The following is an 18,123-nucleotide window of genomic DNA, read 5'->3' as shown; positions in this document are numbered from 1 at the left end:
CATCATAAGCTTACGTAACGTGAGGAGCATCGGCGCAACAGCAGCAGGTCCTCGCCTGCCCTACATTCACACCAGAGCTCTGCCCTCCATATTTACACCGGAAGATGTTAGGGCGCACGGCGACAGGTCGTTCTCGAGCGATGCGCCTCCACATGACAGACAGGCACTTAGGCGCATCACGCTCCGACTGGCGAGGCAACAAGCAAAAAAGAAGGCCCCACGAAGTGGGACCTTCCTCAGCATTCGATCGAAAATCAAAAGAGCTTACATACCCTCCGGACCGCGGTTCATCGCCGCAATGCCGGTACGGCAAATCTCGATCAGGCCGAGCGGCTTGATGATCGAAACGAACTGATCGATCTTGGAGGACTTGCCGGTGATCTCGAAAATGAAGTGATCGAGCGTCGCATCCACCACCTTGGCATGGAAGGCATCCGCAAGTCGCAATGTCTCCGCGCGATCTTCGCCGCGTCCTGCAACCTTGATAAGGGCCACTTCGCGTTCGATTGGACGCTCCTGCCCGGCCTGGCGGGCACGCACCGTCAGATCCACCACGCGGTGAACCGGAACGATCCGCTCAAGCTGCGCCTTGATCTGCTCCAGGACACCGGGCGTACCGCGCGTCACGATGGTAATGCGCGACAGATGCGCCTCATGCTCGGTCTCCGAAACCGTCAGGCTCTCAATATTGTAGCCACGGCCAGAAAACAGGCCGATTACGCGAGCGAGGACGCCCGGCTCGTTGTTGACGAGAACGGAAAGCGTGTGGTTTTCAACCATCGCCGTTTCCGTCTGGATGAAGTATGCGGAGCCGGTGGGCTGTAGGTGTGCGTTCATGTCTTTATCCTCTTCCCACGCTTAGACGAGCTGGCGGCCCTTGGCATCGATGGCATTGGCGACGGCTTCGTCCGTTGCTTCATCCGGCAGCAGCATCTCGTTATGTGCCTTACCAGACGGGATCATCGGGAAGCAATTGGCGAGATTGGCAACGCGGCAATCGAAGATCACCGGCCTCTTCACCGCAATCATCTCGGCAATCTTGTCATCCAGCTCCTTCGGATCGTCGCAATACATGCCGACGGCGCCATAGGCTTCCGCCAGCTTGACGAAATCCGGCATCGCTTCGGTATAGGAGTTCGACAGACGGTTGCCGTGCAGCAGCTGCTGCCACTGGCGGACCATGCCCATATACTGGTTGTTCAGAATGAAGATCTTGACCGGCAGATTGTACTGGATGGCGCAGGACATTTCCTGAATGCACATCTGGATCGAGGCGTCACCGGCAACATCGATAACCAGCGCATCCGGATGAGCGACCTGAACGCCGATGGCGGCCGGGAAGCCGTAACCCATCGTGCCGAGGCCACCGGAGGTCATCCAGCGGTTCGGCTGTTCGAAGCCGAGGAACTGTGCCGCCCACATCTGGTGCTGGCCGACTTCGGTGGTGATGTAGGTATCATGCCCCTTGGTCGCTTCCGACAGACGCTCCAGCGCATATTGCGGCATGATGACGTCGTTGGAACTCTTGTAGGCAAACGAATTGCGCGCCCGCCAGCGTGCGATCTGGCTGTGCCACTCCGCCGTCTGCGCCTTTTCAGGCTTGACAGGCAGTGCCCGCCACAGCCGAACCATATCTTCCAGAACACGACCGACATCGCCGATGATCGGAACGTCGACGCGAACATTCTTGTTGATCGAGGACGGATCGATATCGATGTGGATCTTCTTGGAGTTGGGCGAAAAGGCATTCAGACGGCCGGTAATACGGTCGTCGAAACGCGCGCCGATACAGACCATGACGTCACAATCATGCATGGTCATGTTGGCTTCGTAAGAACCATGCATGCCGAGCATGCCCAGCCACTTGTCCCCGGAGGCCGGATAGGAGCCGAGACCCATCAGGGTGGACGTGATCGGGAAGCCGGTCAGCTCGACCAGCTCGCGCAGGAGGCGCGTGGCTTCCGGACCGGAATTGACGACACCCCCGCCGGTATAGAAAACCGGGCGTCTCGCCTTCGACATCAGTTCGATCGCCGCGTGGATGGCGTTCAAATCACCCTGAATCTTCGGCGTATAGCTCTTCTGCTGAATGGCAGCGGATGGCGGCGTATAGGTGCCGGTGGCGAACTGGATATCTTTCGGAACGTCGACGACGACAGGGCCCGGGCGACCCGTCTGAGCGATGCGGAAGGCCTCATGAATGATGCCCGCCAGCTCGTTGACGTCCTTGACCAGCCAGTTGTGCTTGGTGCAGGGGCGCGTAATGCCGACGGTATCGCATTCCTGGAAGGCATCGGAGCCGATCAGCGTGGTGGGAACCTGGCCGGAAATGCAAACGAGTGGAATGCTGTCCATCAGCGCATCCTGCAACGGCGTAACCGCATTCGTCGCACCTGGACCGGACGTAACAAGCATGACGCCAACCTTGCCGGTAGAGCGTGCGTAACCTTCCGCAGCATGGCCAGCACCCTGTTCGTGACGAACCAGGATGTGCTGGATTTCTTCCTGCTGGAAAATCTCGTCATAGATCGGGAGAACTGCACCGCCCGGATAGCCGAAAATATGCTCGACGCCATTGTCCTTGAGCGCGCGCAAAACGATTTCCGCGCCGGTCATGCGATTGCTGTTGTCCGTAGTATCCTTATCCGTCATTGCCTGTTCCATCCCGATTTGGCTTTTGGATATCGCTGGGCGTGACCGCCCAAGTGGAGACATAAAAAAAGGCTCCTAGAGGAGCCTCGTTCAGCGCATGGGTGCTTTCGCCGGATGGTTACACCATCCTGCCCATGCGCCGTCCCACCACGATAAGTACGTTAAGATTTTTCATGGAGCGGAGTGTTAGACAGAAACCGGATTGGCGTCAACGCAAAATGCCGAGAAAATGCACCGGTTCTTAACTTTATTGCCGCGGACCGCCCGCCAACGCAATAAAAATACGCAGGCATTACACCACTTGTTAAAGCCACAAGGTCTATAACCTGCCGACAAGAAAAAGACGGCCTTGTGAAGACATCGGCATCGACCTGGCAGGGACAACACGTGTTTAACGAAGATCTGCAGACATCGGCGAAAGCTGGAAATCACGACCGCCGCGACGCTCAGACAGCGGGCAACCGCATGCTCGGGCGCGTGATCTTCTGCAGCGGCTCGAAAGCCAGAATCTCCGTCACCACCGATAGCGCCAATCCAAGCTTTGCTCAGTTGTGGTCGGTCGGGCGCCTCATCTCCATCGATCTCGGTGAAACCCGTGTCGCGGCCCTCACCTATGCCATGAATGTCGATGGCCCGCTCTGGTCCGAACGCGAACCGAACACGCTGCTCATCGATGTCGAACTGCTCGGTGAAATCTACTCGACGCCCGAAGGCATCGAACAATTTACAAGCGGCATTACCCGTTATCCGTATCTCGGCGCCATCGCGCACCGCATCCGCTCAAGCGACCTCGTCCGCATCTATGAAAATAGCGCGAGAGGCAGCTGCATCATCGGTCATCTGAGCCAGGATCAGAGCGTCGATGCCATCGTCAATATTCCGGAAATGCTCTCCAAGCACTTCGCAGTGGTCGGCTCCACCGGCGTCGGCAAAACGACAGCCGTCACTCTGCTTCTCAACAAAGCCATCGAGAAGGACCCCAAGCTGCGGGTGCTGGTCCTCGATCCGCATAATGAATTTGCCGCGGCCTTTCCCAACACCTCCGTTGTCATCGATACCGATACGCTGGATCTGCCCTTCTGGCTGATGAAGCTCGAAGAGTTCACCGAAGTGTTGTTTCGTGGGCAAGAGCCGCCTGCCGACGAATTGGATGTCCTGCGCGATCTCATCCCGGAAGCCAAGCGCGCTTTCCGCGGAACCGACGCGTCGACCATGCGTCGTGCCTCGGAAAAAACCGCGCTGACCGCCGACACGCCTGTCCCATACCGTATTGCCGATCTTCTGGCGCTGATAGACGAGCGCATCGGACGGCTGGAGGGGCGTGGAGAAAAGCCTGTCCTTCGCACCCTCAAGCTGCGCATCATGGCGGCGATCAACGATCCGCGCTACCACTTCATGTTCTCCAACAGCACCATCAGTGACACGATCATGGAGACGGTGGCGCATATCTTCCGCGTACCGGGAGATGGCAAGCCGATTTCGGTATTCCAGCTCGCCGGCATCCCGTCTGAAGTCGTCAACTCCGTCGCCTCGGTTCTCTGCCGTATGGCCTTCGAACTGGCGCTTTGGGGTCAAGGCTCGATCCATACGCTGGTGGTCTGCGAAGAGGCGCACCGCTACGTTCCGGCCAATCCGGGACTTGGCTTCTTCCCAACGCGCCAGGCCATCGCCCGCATCGCCAAGGAAGGCCGCAAATACGGCGTCTCGCTTGGCATCATCACACAGCGCCCCGGTGAACTCGACCAGACGATCCTGTCGCAGTGCTCTACGGTCTTTGCCATGCGCCTGTCCAACGACAACGACCAGGAGATCATCCGCTCGGCGATTTCGAACTCATCGACGTCGACGATCAGCTTCCTGTCCTCGCTTGGCAATGGCGAAGCGATTGCCTTCGGCGAAGCGATCAACGTACCGATGCGTATGCGCTTCAACCGGCTGCCGCCACACATGCTGCCAAAGGCAAATGGCATCATCAGCCACCACCATGAAGATGTGCCGGACAATGTGGACCTGCGCTCCATCGTCAAAAGGATGCGCGCAATCTCGGGCCCGGATATCTCCGGCTTCAGGCAAAGCTATGAGGCGACGGTTGCCAAGGATGTCGGCGAGATCGAGATGGGGGGCTGGACCTATGACTCGTCCGAGACCAACGGCGGCGACTGCGAACCCTACCGACCCGACATGCTTCCGCGTATCAACAAAGCCACAACACCGAAGCCGGAACCAGAGCCACCACTCTCTCAAGCGCCGGACACCACCCGCCCGTTCTTCACCAATGAGACGCGCTCTTCCATTCGCGAGACCTTGCTGAAGAAACCTCTGGGAAGCCTCTACAAGAAGGACTGAAGCATGGTCCACGCAAAACTGTGCAGCGGTTTTGCGACAACGACATGCGACACAACAGAGACTATAGCGCAGGAAGCAAATCTGAGAGATCGCGAGACGCTCTCTCTTCTTTGATCGACGCATCCTGCTTTCCGAAAATCGACACCGACTTACGGGCCGATGCGGTAAGAGGCTCACGGGATGATGCGCTGCCAGTCCGGCCCCATCTGATTGCGAAACCAGGTCATTTGCCGCTTGGCATATTGACGGGTCGCCGCTGCGGCTTTCTCGATGACCTCGGCCTCACTCATGCGACCGTCCAGCATCTCGGCAATCTGCGACACGCCGATCGCCTTCATGGCAGTCGAGTCCGCGGGAAGCGCAAGAGCAAGAAGCGCCTTGACCTCCTCAACGGCACCGCTTTGCATCATGCCGGCAAAACGGCGGTTGATGCGATCATGCAAAACGCTGCGCTCCGGCAGAACCACGATCTTGCGCGCACGTTCGGGATTGACGATCATCGGACCCGTCGCCGTTTGAAACGACCGGATTGATTGCCCGGTCGTCTCCAAAACCTCCAGCGCGCGCACGATCCGTTGGCCATCCGTCGGTGTCAGCGTCCCTGCCATCTCCGGATCTCGCGCTTCCAGTTCGCGGTAGAGAGCAGCGCTTCCCTCGTCCAACAGCCGCTGCCGATACCCTTCCCTTATATCCGCAGGGATCGTCGGCATGTCCGACAACCCGCCGGTCAATGCCTTGAAGTAGAGCCCGGTGCCTCCCACAATCACAGGGAGCTGCCCCTTTCCCCTTACCTCATCGAGACGTGACGTTATGTCCCGCAACCATTCACCTGTCGAATAGAGCGCGTTGGCGGGGACGTGACCGTAAAGATAATGCGGCACCCCCTCCATCTCCTCCACCGAAGGCCGGGCCGTCAGCACCTGCAATGTGTCGTAAACCTGCATGCTGTCTGCATTGATGACGACGCCGCCGTGTTCGCGCGCAAGACGAAGCGCAAGCGCGGACTTGCCGCTTGCCGTCGGGCCGGTTATCAGGATCGCATCGAATGGTTCATCAAGGTTTTTCATCATGGCTTTCGTTGCCACGCTTATCGCCAATCCGTCAAATCCTGTTCTTGCCGCAGCCCTTGGGGAAACTGCGGCGCAGGCCGTTGGCGCCTCCGGGCTCTATTGGCTGGCAGACGGTATTGCCTGCGATATCGTGCTGCCGCAAGGCGCCGATACGGAAGCCGCGCACAAGACGCTGTCCTCCACGATAGCCGGCCTGCCGATCGATATCGTCATTCAGGATCAGGATACACGCCGCAAGAAAATCCTGATCGCCGATATGGATTCCACCATGATCGGCCAGGAATGCATTGATGAACTGGCTGCCGAAGTCGGATTGAAGGACAAGGTCTCGGCGATCACCGCGCGTGCAATGAATGGCGAGATCGCTTTCGAGCCCGCACTGCGCGAGCGCGTCGCGCTGCTGAAGGGCCTGCCCGTCTCTGTCATCGATGAGGTGATCGAAAAACGCATCACGCTGACCCCAGGTGGCAAGGAACTCGTGGCGACGATGAGGGCGAAGGGCTACTATACCGCGCTCGTTTCCGGTGGCTTCACCGTGTTCACGACACGCGTCGCGGACATGATCGGTTTCCAGGAAAATCGTGCCAACATTCTGGGTGAGCAGGACGGACAACTGGACGGCACCGTGGCCGAACCCATCCTCGGCAAGCAGGCCAAGGTCGACGCCCTGATCGATATTGCCGACACGCTTGGTATCTCACCGGATGACGCGCTGGCCGTTGGCGATGGCGCAAACGATCTCGGCATGCTTCACCTTGCCGGCAGCGGCGTGGCACTCCATGCCAAGCCCGCCGTCGCAGCCGAAGCGAAGATCCGCATCGATCATGGCGATCTGACCGCCCTTCTTTATCTCCAGGGCTATCGCAAATCGGATTTCGTTACCGCATGATCATCCACGGCACACCGCGCCTCATCCTGCGCGACTGGAAGGACAGCGACCGCGCCCTCTTCCGCGAGATCAATGCCGATCCCGAGGTGATGGAGTTCTTTGCCGTTCGTCGAAGCGATGAAGAATCCGACGCCATGATGGAGCGGATCAACGCCATGATCCACGCCACCGGCTTCGGTTTCTATGCAATGGAAAATCGCGAGACCGGCGAGCCTATGGGCTTTTGCGGCGTCGCCCCCGTCACGGTCGACGACGTCTTTGCGCCCGGCACCATGGAAATCGGCTGGCGGCTTGCCACCCGATACTGGGGAAAGGGCTATGTGACCGAGGCGGCGAAAGCGCTGCTGGCCATGGCATTCGACGACAAGCGTCTTACCGAGATCGTCTCTTTCGCCGTCCACAACAACCATCGCTCCACCGCGGTGATGAAGCGCATAGGCCTGAAGCGTGACCCCTCACGTGATTTCGATCATCCGCGCGTGCCGGAAGACACACATCCGCATCTTAGGCCCCACGTCACCTACGCGCTGACGCTGGAGGAATGGCGGGCGCGATAACATCCCATGCCGCTGCCGAACATTTCATTTGACCGCGGCATTACCACCATCGGCATACAGGGCGGATCCGGCAACGAAGCTCGCCATCGGACTTGCCAAGAAAAGCGCTGCCTGCGCCAATTCCTCAGGGTTTGCGATGCGCTTCATCGCGTGAAGACCGGCGGCCCATTCTTTTTGTGCGTCGTCTCCAGCCATTGCCGTATCCACGCCACCGGGCAGCAGGGCATTGGCGCGAATGCCTTTCACAGCATAGTCGGCGGTCAGACCTTTCACCAGTCCCATGAGCGCCGCCTTTGCCGCGCCATAGGCGGCCATTCCGGGCAGGCCAACACTCGTGCCGACAAAGCTGGAGGTGAAGACAATCGCCCCGCCGCCGCGCGCCAACATCAATGGCACCTGGAAACGGGCACCGAGAAAGGCTGAGGTCAGATTGGCGTTCAATGTGTGATGCCATTCTTCGAGCGAGAGTTCGGCAAGCGGCTTGATCGCGCCCACAGCGCCTGCATTGTTGACGGCAATATCAAGACCACCGAACCGATCCGCCGCCTGAACCAATCGCTCATGGGTCTGCGCAAGTCCGACATCGCCGACCACCGCATGCACCCGGCCGCCCAGATCGGCAATTGTTTCGGCAACCTCATTCAGCGCCCGCTCGCCACGCGCATTGATGACGACCGCAGCACCTTCTGTGGCGAAGAGCAGCGCGGTCGCCCGGCCAATACCGGATGATGCGCCAGTGATAATTGCGACTTTGTTATTCAGCAGTGTCACAGCCTTGGGCCTCCATTTAATGAAGGCCAAGGGTTAGAGGGCAGCTTGATTGACAGCCACCCGTTTCATGCACTTGCGCTAATGCAGGCCAAAGACGTGCAGCAGCTCCTCGCGCTGGCGAACGAAGGCAGCTGAACTCCGATCACGCGGGCGCGGAAGATCGACATCGATCAATCGTGGCGCAGCACCCTTTTCACGCGGCAGGATCAGAATCCGGTCAGCAAGATAGATCGCCTCTTCGAGATCATGCGTCACGAGAACCGTGGTCACGTCTTCCTCCCGCCAGATCCTCGCCAACTCCTGCTGCATGCCGATCTTCGTCATCGCATCCAGCGCGCCGAGCGGCTCGTCCAGAAGCAGGATTTCCGGCTGGACGGCGAGAGCGCGCGCAATGCCTACACGTTGCGCCATGCCGCCGGAGAGCTGCCGCGGATAGGCACTTTCGAACTGCTGCAGGCCCACGAGGTTGATGTAGCGACGGGCGCGGCTGCGTGCTTCTTCCCGGCTCAATCCTTGCGTCTCGAGCCCAAAGGCAACATTGTCTAGCACGGTCAACCAGGGCAGAAGCCGCGGCTCCTGAAAAATCACCGCCCTCTCACGACCGACGCCACGCACTGCGTTTCCATCGATCAGCACATCACCACGATCGGCCTCTTCAAGCCCAGCCAGCACCCTCAGCAGCGTCGTCTTGCCGGAGCCACTGGCACCGACGATCGCCAGGCTCTCGCCGGATCGGATCGTCAGATTCAGGTCTTTCAGCACCTGGAACGGCTTGCCATTCAACTGGTAGGATTTGGAGAGGTGGCGGATCGCCACCTCTCCCCGTAGAGATTGCACGGCACTCATCACATCACCTCAATTGCTGGCGGTCGCGGTTTCAGGCGAATAGAGGATCTTCTCCGTCACGAGCTGGCCCTGCTCTACCTTGCCTTCGCGCGTCAGCACGTCGATCCAGAACTGCAGGTCGCGATCGACAGCCTTGCCGCCGGGACGGACGCCATAACCGAGGAAATATTTCGCCAGTTCGGGATTTTCGCCGCGCTCTTCCAGGGCCTTGGCGAATATTGCCTTGGTTTCCTCCGGATGTTCGCGCGCGTAATCAAGCGCGCGTTGAGACTGTTCGACGAATGTCTTTGCCGCTTCTGGATGCGCCTTGATGAAATCGCGGCGCAAGACCACGAAGCCGCCGGCAATATCGCCGAGAACATCCGTGTCATCGAAAACCGGCCTGATACCGCCATGCGTCTTTGCTAGCCCTTCGAAGGTCGTCTGCCAGTAGCCGAAGGCAGCAATATCCACCTGGTTGGAGCGAAGCACTTGCTCCAGCTGCGGTCCCGGCACGACCACCGGCTTTGCCGCATCGACCGGCAGACCCTGCGAATGCAGCGCCTCGCGGATCGTATAGTCCAGATGGGCGCCAAGCGTATTCACTGCAATCGTCTTGCCTGCGATGTCCTTGATAGATTTGATCGGGCTATCCTCGAGAACGTAGAAGACCGACTGAACCTGATCGTTGATGCCGTTCGATGGATAGGCGGCGACGAAGTCGTTTCCGCCGGCAATCGAGTTCAACACGGCGGATGTCGCAGCGCTGCCGATTTCGACATCGCCGGAAGCAAGGGCAAAGAGCGAAGCCGGACCGCCTTGGGCATAGCCGACATTTTCAAAGCTTACACCGGTGCCTTTGAAATAGCCGAGCTTTTCGGCAAGCTCATGCGCGGCAAGACCGCCCTGGCTCGCGAGATAGCGCAGCTTCACCTCTTCCGCCGAAGCGATGTTGGTCAGGCCGAAAAGGATGGCTGCCGAGAGCAGCAGCTTGCGGGAATGGAAGGTCATGGTCTTATCCTTTGAATTTGCAAAAACGGGGATCGATGCGTGGATCAATGGGACGGCGCAGACCAGCGGCAAAGCTTGCGCTGGAGCAGCACGAGCCCGGCATTGGCCGCGAGCCCGAGAAGCGCCAGAAGAAGGATCGACGCATACATCAGCGGAATCTGGAAATTGTACTGGGCATTCATCACCTGGAAGCCGACACCCTTATTCGCACCGATCATCTCGGCAGCGATGAGCAGAAGGAGCGCGGTGGTGGCGGAAAGACGCAAGCCGACGAAAATCGCCGGAACGGAAGCAGGCAACACCACACGACGGAAAATCGCGATCGGTCCTACGCCATAGGTGCGCGCCATTTCGATCAGCTTGCGATCCACTTCCTTCACGCCGCCAATGGTGGACAGCAGGATCGGAAAGAGCGTTGCCCAGAAGATGACGAAGACCTTGGATGCTTCACCCAGCCCCAGCATCAGAATGAAGACAGGATAGAGGGCGAGCGCCGAGGTCTGGCGGAAGAATTGCAGCAGCGGGTCGAGCGCGCGCTCAACGGCCGCCACTTGCCCCATGAAAAGGCCGAGCGGAATGCCGATGGCGACGGCCGCCGCAAAGGCAATGCCGGATCTCTGGAGGCTGATCGCGATATCATCGATCAGCGCCCCGCCGACAATGCCCTTCCACAGAGCGGCGACGATGGTGTCGAGCCGTGGAAAGACCGCCGGGTTGATCCACCCCTGCGTGCTCGAAATTTGCCAGGCTGCCAGAAAGGCAAGCACCAGCCCGTAGCGGGCGAGGAACGGCGCGACATAGCGGTTCGCCACCTGTAGAGCGACGGGCGTTCGCTTCTCGCCCCGATAATCCAGAACCCCTGAATGCGTGGACTTTACCTCGTCATAGGACATGATCACACCTCACTCCGCTGCCTGGGCAACTGGCTGCTCTACGGACCAGCGATTGACGGGATAGGGCAGGCCGAGATTCTCGCGAAGCGTGGTGCCTTCGTATTCGGTCCTGAAGAGGCCGCGACGCTGCAGCTCTGGAATAACGAGATCGACGAAATCGTCGAGCGCTGTCGGAAGCCATGGCGGCAGGATATTGAAACCGTCGGCGGCTTCGTTCTCGAACCACTCCTGCAGCGTGTCGACGATGGTTTCCGGCGTGCCGACGATCGTGAAGTGACCACGTGCAGAAGCGACCCACTGATAGAGTTGGCGGATGGTGAAGTTGTTCTCGTCGGCAATCTGACGCAGCAGCGCCTGCCGGCTCTTCATCCCTTCCGTCAGTGGCGCGACAGGGAGCGGTCCATCGAGATCGTAGCCTTTGAGGTCCAGCGTACCGCCCGTCAGACCGTTCAAAAGACCGACGCCGTCCTCTTCGAGGATGAGCGAGGTCAGCCGTTCATATTTCTCCTGCGCTTCCGCCAGGGTTCTTCCCACGAAGGGCGACACGCCCGGCATGACGAGAATATGGTTTGGATCGCGGCCGAGACGGCGAGCGCGCGTCTTGATGTCGCGATAAAACTCCTGGGCCGTCTCGAGATGCTGGTGGGCGGTAAAGATCACCTCGGCGGTTGCGGCCGCCAGATCGCGACCATCTTCGGACTGACCCGCCTGAACGATAACAGGGTGCCCCTGCGGCGAGCGCGGCACGTTCAGCGGACCGCGCACCTGAAAATGCTCGCCGCGATGATTGGTCTCGTGCAGCTTGGACTTGTCGTAGAAGACGCCGCTTTCGACATCGCGGACAAAAGCATCATCCTCGAAACTGTCCCACAGCGCCTTGACGACATCCACATGCTCGGCAGCGCGCTTGTAGCGGCTGGCATGGGGCAGTTGGGTGTCCAGATTGAAGTTCTGTGCGGCGGGATCGCCAGTGGTCGTCACCACGTTCCACCCTGCCCTGCCGCCGGAAATCAGATCCAGAGACGCAAACTTGCGCGCGGTCAGATAGGGCTCTTCATAGGTGGTTGACGAGGTAGCGATGAAGCCGAGGTTCTTGGTGAAGGGCGCGAGTGCCGAAAAAAGCGTCGTCGGTTCGAAACCCGCCACCCTTGCATTGCCACCTTCCCGCGCCCCACCAAAGCCGACAGCCAGATTGTCTGCCAGGAAATAGGCGTCGAACAATCCGCGTTCGGCGGTTTGCGCCAGCTGCTTATGAAACTCGAAGCTCACCGCGCCATCCACCGGCTGATCGGGATGACGCCATGATGCGATATGCTGTCCACCGCCCGGCAGGAATGCGCCCAGTCTAATCTTGCGTGCCATTGGTTCCTCGCTTTGAAGCTTTGCCGCGTCTGCCTTCAGGCAGAGAAGCGACCATCCAGCTGCAGCACCCGTTCACCACGTGCCGCTTGAGAAGAACCCTACATTGTCTACTATTTTTATATAGAAAGGAGATTGCTCTGTTGCGCATCCTGAGCAAAAATATTTCTGTTCTTGAGCGCAGAGGCAGAACGAGCGCAAAATATGTTCGGCAATGGAGGAGCTCATGCAACTCCGTGTCAACGGCGTGGCAGCCAACCTCAAGACAAAAAAGGCCGGAACATCATATCCGATGTTCCGGCCTTCAATTTGTAAGCCGCCAACAAAAAAGACGGCCGGTATAATTCAAGCTCACCAAGCACAACGCTTGGCGTGGAGCCGACTATTCCAGCGGTATCGCGACAAAACGCAGATTGCCTTGCGCGTCGGCAATCATCATATGCGCATTCTTGCGTCCAGCAGACTTCAGGCCATTGACGCGCACCATCACGTCGCCGGGGACTTCCATGAAATCCTGGCCGACTTCGACGATCACATCGCCCGCCTTGACGCCCTTCTGCTCTGCAATGGAACCGGGCGCAACGCTTGCCACATAGACGCCCTCGACGCTTTCGGCCACGCCCTTCTCGGTCTTCAACTCGTCGGTGAGCGTCACGAGGTTCATGCCGAGCACCGTCTGCGCTGCCTCGCGTGTATCGGGCGCCTGCTGCTCGGTTTCGCCGTTCTTCTGCTCAGGCGCGGTCATTTCGCCACCCTCACCATCTTCAGGCATGGCGTCGTCGCTGCCAGCGCCGGGCTGCTGATCTTCGGCACTATCCTGCAACTGACCGAGCTTGACCTTGACCGTCTCCTCCTTGCCGTCGCGTAGCACAACGACATCGACTTCCTTGCCCACCGGGCTCTCGGCCACGATCCGCGGCAGGTCGCGCATCTCCTGGATCGGCTTGCCATCGAAATTCAGCACCACATCACCCGGCTTGATCGGCCCGTTCTCAACCGGTCCGCCCTTCACAACGCCTGAAATCAGCGCGCCCTTGGCGGTATCCATGCCAAGGCTGGAGGCAATATCGTCGGTGACGGGCTGAACGCGCACGCCAAGCCAGCCGCGGCGGGTTTCGCCGAACTCGATCAGCTGCTGCACGATGTTTTGCGCAAGCTCGGTTGGTACGGCAAAGCCGATACCGATCGAGCCACCGCTCGGCGAAATGATCGCCGTATTGATGCCGATGACTTCACCCTTCATGTTGAAGAGCGGACCACCGGAGTTGCCCTTGTTGATGGCGGCATCAGTCTGAATGAAGTTGTCATAGGGACCGGCATTGATGTTGCGGCCGCGGGCTGAGACCACACCGACGGTCAGCGAGCCACCGAGGCCGAAAGGATTGCCGATCGCCATCACCCAATCGCCGATGCGCATGGTGCGGGAATCGCCGAACTTCACCGCCTTCAGCGGCGCTTTCGGCTCGACCTTCAGAACGGACAAGTCCGTCTTAGTATCGGTGCCCACGAGCTTGGCCTTGAGCTTGGTACCATTGGGGAAGATCACCTCGATATCGTCAGCGCCTTCGATGACGTGATTGTTGGTGACGACGTAACCGGCCGGATCGATGACGAAGCCGGAGCCGAGCGAATTGACCTTCTCCCCGCTCTCGGGCTTCTGGTTGTCAAAATAGTCCTTGAAGAACTCCTGGAATGGCGAACCATCCGGGATACGCGGTGGCGTCGGACCCTTGCCCTCCGCCTTCACGCTTTGCGATGTCGAAATATTCACCACCGCATCGAGAAGCGGCGCGGCGAGATCAGCCACGGAAGCTGGACCGTTGGTCTGCGCCATCGCACCCACAGGCACAGCCACACCACCGGTCACAATGGCAAAGGCGGCCAGACCGGCAACGCTGCTGCGGAAGGGCGAAAATCGGGTCACGGGCATCAAGCGTCCTCGCATCTGCAAATAGTAGCCTCAAGCTTTAGTAGCCAAGCATAAGGCGGAATGATGAAGTGTGAAAAACCTTTTCGTGAAGAGCACGCGAATCTTCGCGCTCCTTCCACTGCAAATGAAGGCCTATCGTAAAGCCACGACCATCACACGTATTTTCTTCCATAAGAAAAGGCCGCTCGTGGCGGCCTTTTCAAACTCATATATCCAACAATCAGTTCGCTGGCGCCTGTGCCGGCGCCGTGGGAGGCGCTGGCGGAACTGCAGGTGCTGCACCCTGCGGCTGCGTGCCGTTGATGTTGTTGAAATAGCGGAAGAAGGTCGAATCTGGTGAAAGAACCAGGGTCGTACCGTTACCCGTCAGCGCGTTGGTATAGGCGGTCATCGAGCGGTAGAACTCGAAGAAGGCCGGGTCACGCTGGAAGGCTTCACCGAAGATGCGGTTCCGTTCGGCATCACCCTCACCGCGCAGCACTTCGGACTGGCGCTGAGCGTCGGATTCGAGCTCGACGACCTGACGATCGGCGATAGCGCGACGACGCTGGCCTTCCTCGTTACCGCGGGCGCGGATCAGTTCGGCTTCCGCCAGACGCTCAGACTTCATGCGCTCGAAGGTCTGCTGTGAGACCTCCTGCGTCAGGTCCGTACGACGGATGCGGACGTCGACAATGCTGATACCGAGCGACTCGGCGTCAGGACGCAGATCGTCGCGCACTTCCTGCATCATCGATGCGCGGGCATCCGACAGCGCGGATTCGAAGCCACGCAGACCGTAGACCCGGCGAAGCGATGCATCGAGACGCGTGCGCAGACGCGTTTCAGCAGAGAGCTGATCGCCCGACACGGTTTCGCGGAAGCGACGTGCATCGGTGATGCGATAGACCACGAAAGCATCGACTTCGTAGAACTTGCCGCCCGAAACCTGAACACGAATGTTGTCGTGGTCGAAGCGCAGCGCGCGGTTTTCGATATACTGAACGCGATCGGCATCCATGAAGGCGAATGGCAGCTTGAAGTATAGGCCCGGCTGCGTCTTCACATCCTGGATCTGGCCGAAGCGGACGACGATTGCCTGCTGCCGCTCATTCACGACGAAGACCGAGGAGTAGACGAGGAAGAACAGGATCGCGAGGCCAACGAGAATTGCCGTAAGACGATTGCTCATATCAGTTGCCTCCCTGCTGTGCTGCGCCGGTATTGCCGCGCATCATTTCATTCAGAGGCAGATATGGCACCACGCCCTGCTTTTCATCGATGATGATCTTGTTCGAACCCTTGAGGACCTGCTCCATCGTTTCGATGAACATGCGCTCGCGAGTCACTTCCGGTGCCGTTTGGTACTGGTCGTAGATCGAGATGAAGCGCTGAGCCTCACCCTGAGATTCGTTGACGACACGGCTCTTGTAAGCGTTCGCCTCTTCGACGATCTGGGCTGCCTGACCGCGTGCCGCACCAAGCTTCTGGTTGGCATACTGGTTGGCTTCCTGCACGAAACGATCTTCATCCTGCTCGGCACGCTGCACTTCATCGAAGGCATCGGCGACTTCGCGCGGCGGTGCCGCATCCTCGATCGCAACCGCATTGATGGAGATACCGGCACCGTAGCTGTCCATCGTCGCCTGGATGATGGAGCGAACATCGGCGGCAATCGCCTGACGATTGTCACGGAAAATATCCTGCGCCGGACGGCGACCAACGACTTCGCGCATCGCGCTTTCAGACACCTGCTGAAGGGTTTCAGCCGGCGTATCGACGTTGAAGAGATAGGATTTCGGATCGGAGACCGTATAGAGAACCGAGAACTGGACGTTGACGATATTCTGGTCGCCAGTCAGCATCACGCCGGTGGCAGCCGACGACGACGTCGCGCGTGCACCGATGTTCTGTTGCTGCTCGGTCACCTTGACGATCTCGACAGTCTCGATCGGCCAGAAGTGATAATGCAGACCGGGCATCGACACCTCGTTCTTCGGCTTGCCGAAACGAAGTTCTACGCCGCGCTCGTCCGGCTGGACGGTGTAGATGGACTGAATGCCGATAAAGGCAAGAACCACGAGAACAAGGATGGCCACGACGCCACCATTGAAGCCGCCCGGCAGCATGCGCTTGAAGCGATCCTGACTGCGACGGATGATTTCTTCCAGATCGGGCGGGCCGCCATTGCCGTTACCGCCGCCTCCGCCTCCGCCACCGCCGCGTGGCCGGTTTGGCCCTTGTCCCCAAGGTCCACCCTGGTTGTTTCCTCCGCCGCCGCCACTATTACCGCCGCCGCCGCCCCAAGGGCCACCGCCGCCATTCTGATTGCTCCAGGGCATTCATACCTCTTTGTTATAAAAACTTTCCCGCTCCCTCTCCAACGCGCTTTTGCGATGCCGGCGGGAATATCGTCCTCGTTATAAGAAGGCGAAGCGTCTGTTTCAACGCAGGGGCGGTAACTTAGTACCAGATAGACCCAAATAGTTCACTTTGCCGCACCGTGGCGCTGATAGGTTGCGAAACGCACGGCGTAATCGTCTTTTTCCCCAGCTGGCAGGGCAGTTTCGTCGGTTTTCTCAAAAACGGCCGGATCGATTTCCGGGAAAAACGTGTCGCCATCCAGTTCAACCTCCACATGGGTGACGGAAAGTTGATCGGCGAAGGGCATAGCCTGGCGGTACATTTCGCCTCCACCGGCCACATAAACCGCCTCCACACCAAGCTCTCGAGCTTTGGATTTTGCTCGAGACAGCGCTTCCTCTAGCGAGGAAACGACCTCCACGCCATCGGGGCGATAATCCGGGTTGCGGCTGATGATGATATGTGGACGACCGGGCAACGGCCGCTCGCCGACGGAGAGAAACGTCTTGCGCCCCATGATCATCGGCTTGCCCATGGTCTCAGCCTTGAAGCGCTTGAGATCGGAAGACAGCTTCCAGGGCATGTCCAGCTCGCGCCCGATAACATTGTTGCGGGACACGGCAGCGATCAGAATGATGCGGGGTTCACTCATACCGCAATCGGCGCCTTGATGCTTGAATCAGCTTCGTAGTTCTCCAGCGTAAAGTCTTCGAACTTAAAGGTAAACAGATCCCGCACGTCCGGATTGAGCCGCATGGTCGGCAAGGCCTTCGGCGTCCGCGTCATCTGCAGCTTTGCCTGTTCGAAGTGGTTCGCATAGATATGGGCGTCACCCAGCGTATGAACGAAATCACCAGGCTTCAAACCCGTGACCTGCGCCACCATCAGCGTCAACAGGGCGTAGGAGGCAATGTTGAACGGCACGCCAAGGAAGATGTCGGCCGAGCGCTGGTAGAGCTGGCAGGAGAGCTTGCCATCCGAAACATAGAACTGGAACAGGCAGTGGCATGGCGGAAGCGCCATCTCGTCCACCAGCGCCGGATTCCAGGCCGAAACGATGTGACGGCGCGAATTGGGATTGGTCTTCAGGCCTTCGATCAAAAGCTGGATCTGGTCGATATGGCGACCATCCGGTGCGGGCCACGAGCGCCACTGCGCGCCGTAGACAGGCCCAAGATCGCCCTTCTCATCGGCCCATTCGTCCCAGATGCTCACGCCGTGTTCCTTGAGATAGGCAATGTTCGTGTCGCCATTCAGGAACCACAGCAGCTCATGGATGATGGAGCGCAGATGAAGCTTCTTGGTGGTCAGCACCGGGAAGCCTTCTGAAAGATCGAAACGCATCTGGTAGCCGAAGACAGAGCGGGTGCCCGTACCGGTGCGATCGCCACGATCGCTGCCCGTTTCCATCACATGCCGAAGAAGATCGAGATATTGCTTCATGTCGTTCCGCCACCGAGTCTCTATGGGGTTGTTA

The 18,123-nt window shown here is 59.0% G+C and carries 16 protein-coding genes; 3 read left to right on the top strand and 13 right to left on the bottom strand.

What is annotated here, in order from left to right:
- Positions 1-264 precede the first annotated feature (264 nt).
- Complete coding sequence (gene ilvN, locus ACTJK5_RS03690) at positions 265-837, bottom strand: acetolactate synthase small subunit (protein WP_062426570.1); 573 nt, start codon at positions 835-837, stop codon at positions 265-267.
- 21 nt (positions 838-858) lie between these two features.
- Positions 859-2,652, bottom strand: a complete 1,794-nt coding sequence (locus ACTJK5_RS03685; RefSeq protein WP_440611867.1) for an acetolactate synthase 3 large subunit — start codon at positions 2,650-2,652, stop codon at positions 859-861.
- Between the two features lie 387 nt (positions 2,653-3,039).
- Between ACTJK5_RS03685 and ACTJK5_RS03680 the strand changes: the two genes are divergently transcribed.
- Positions 3,040-4,998: an ATP-binding protein gene (locus ACTJK5_RS03680; protein ID WP_440611866.1), complete on the top strand. Its 1,959-nt coding sequence runs from the start codon at positions 3,040-3,042 to the stop codon at positions 4,996-4,998.
- Between the two features lie 173 nt (positions 4,999-5,171).
- Here ACTJK5_RS03680 and miaA read toward each other — a convergent pair whose 3' ends face one another.
- A complete protein-coding gene (miaA, locus tag ACTJK5_RS03675) occupies positions 5,172-6,068 on the bottom strand; it encodes a tRNA (adenosine(37)-N6)-dimethylallyltransferase MiaA (RefSeq protein WP_440611865.1) in 897 nt (298 codons plus the stop codon).
- Here miaA and serB point away from each other — a divergent pair.
- The gene (gene serB / locus ACTJK5_RS03670; protein ID WP_440611864.1) at positions 6,067-6,957 is read left to right on the top strand and encodes a phosphoserine phosphatase SerB; all 891 of its coding nucleotides are present in this window, start codon (positions 6,067-6,069) and stop codon (positions 6,955-6,957) included. The genes miaA and serB overlap by 2 nt on opposite strands.
- Positions 6,954-7,514 (top strand): GNAT family N-acetyltransferase, encoded by a 561-nt coding sequence (locus ACTJK5_RS03665; RefSeq protein ID WP_440611863.1) that lies wholly within the window; start codon positions 6,954-6,956, stop codon positions 7,512-7,514. The genes serB and ACTJK5_RS03665 overlap by 4 nt, the downstream gene beginning before the upstream one ends.
- 24 nt (positions 7,515-7,538) lie before the next feature.
- On the opposite strand, the gene ACTJK5_RS03660 is transcribed toward ACTJK5_RS03665, so the two are convergent.
- The 10 genes from ACTJK5_RS03660 to ACTJK5_RS03615 all read right to left on the bottom strand — a co-directional run bounded on the left by ACTJK5_RS03660 (position 7,539) and on the right by ACTJK5_RS03615 (position 18,089).
- Positions 7,539-8,285, bottom strand: coding sequence for an SDR family oxidoreductase (locus tag ACTJK5_RS03660; protein ID WP_112954307.1), 747 nt, complete (start codon positions 8,283-8,285; stop codon positions 7,539-7,541).
- 78 nt (positions 8,286-8,363) lie between these two features.
- Entirely contained in the window at positions 8,364-9,131 is a 768-nt protein-coding gene (locus tag ACTJK5_RS03655) for an ABC transporter ATP-binding protein (RefSeq protein WP_062598558.1), read from the bottom strand.
- Between the two features lie 9 nt (positions 9,132-9,140).
- The gene (locus ACTJK5_RS03650) at positions 9,141-10,121 is read right to left on the bottom strand and encodes an ABC transporter substrate-binding protein (RefSeq protein WP_440611862.1); all 981 of its coding nucleotides are present in this window, start codon (positions 10,119-10,121) and stop codon (positions 9,141-9,143) included.
- Positions 10,122-10,165: 44 nt separating this feature from the next.
- Positions 10,166-11,014, bottom strand: a complete 849-nt coding sequence (locus ACTJK5_RS03645) for an ABC transporter permease (RefSeq protein WP_440611861.1) — start codon at positions 11,012-11,014, stop codon at positions 10,166-10,168.
- 9 nt (positions 11,015-11,023) lie between these two features.
- Positions 11,024-12,376 (bottom strand): LLM class flavin-dependent oxidoreductase, encoded by a 1,353-nt coding sequence (locus ACTJK5_RS03640; RefSeq protein ID WP_440611860.1) that lies wholly within the window; start codon positions 12,374-12,376, stop codon positions 11,024-11,026.
- A 379-nt stretch (positions 12,377-12,755) separates the two neighbouring features.
- Entirely contained in the window at positions 12,756-14,303 is a 1,548-nt protein-coding gene (locus ACTJK5_RS03635) for a Do family serine endopeptidase (protein ID WP_062440619.1), read from the bottom strand.
- A gap of 220 nt (positions 14,304-14,523) precedes the next feature.
- Positions 14,524-15,474, bottom strand: a complete 951-nt coding sequence (hflC, locus tag ACTJK5_RS03630; protein ID WP_335322362.1) for a protease modulator HflC — start codon at positions 15,472-15,474, stop codon at positions 14,524-14,526.
- Between the two features lies 1 nt (position 15,475).
- The gene (gene hflK / locus ACTJK5_RS03625) at positions 15,476-16,624 is read right to left on the bottom strand and encodes an FtsH protease activity modulator HflK (protein WP_335322361.1); all 1,149 of its coding nucleotides are present in this window, start codon (positions 16,622-16,624) and stop codon (positions 15,476-15,478) included.
- 146 nt (positions 16,625-16,770) lie between these two features.
- Positions 16,771-17,298 (bottom strand): dihydrofolate reductase, encoded by a 528-nt coding sequence (locus tag ACTJK5_RS03620; RefSeq protein WP_335322360.1) that lies wholly within the window; start codon positions 17,296-17,298, stop codon positions 16,771-16,773.
- Positions 17,295-18,089, bottom strand: a complete 795-nt coding sequence (locus tag ACTJK5_RS03615) for a thymidylate synthase (protein WP_335322359.1) — start codon at positions 18,087-18,089, stop codon at positions 17,295-17,297. The genes ACTJK5_RS03620 and ACTJK5_RS03615 overlap by 4 nt, the downstream gene beginning before the upstream one ends.
- Positions 18,090-18,123 lie beyond the last annotated feature (34 nt).

The sequence above is a fragment of the Agrobacterium sp. 22094 genome (assembly GCF_052046015.1).
Taxonomy (GTDB): Bacteria; Pseudomonadota; Alphaproteobacteria; order Rhizobiales; family Rhizobiaceae; genus Agrobacterium; species Agrobacterium cavarae.
Note: the sequence above shows the minus strand (reverse complement) of the source record. Positions and strands in the feature narration are given on the sequence as shown.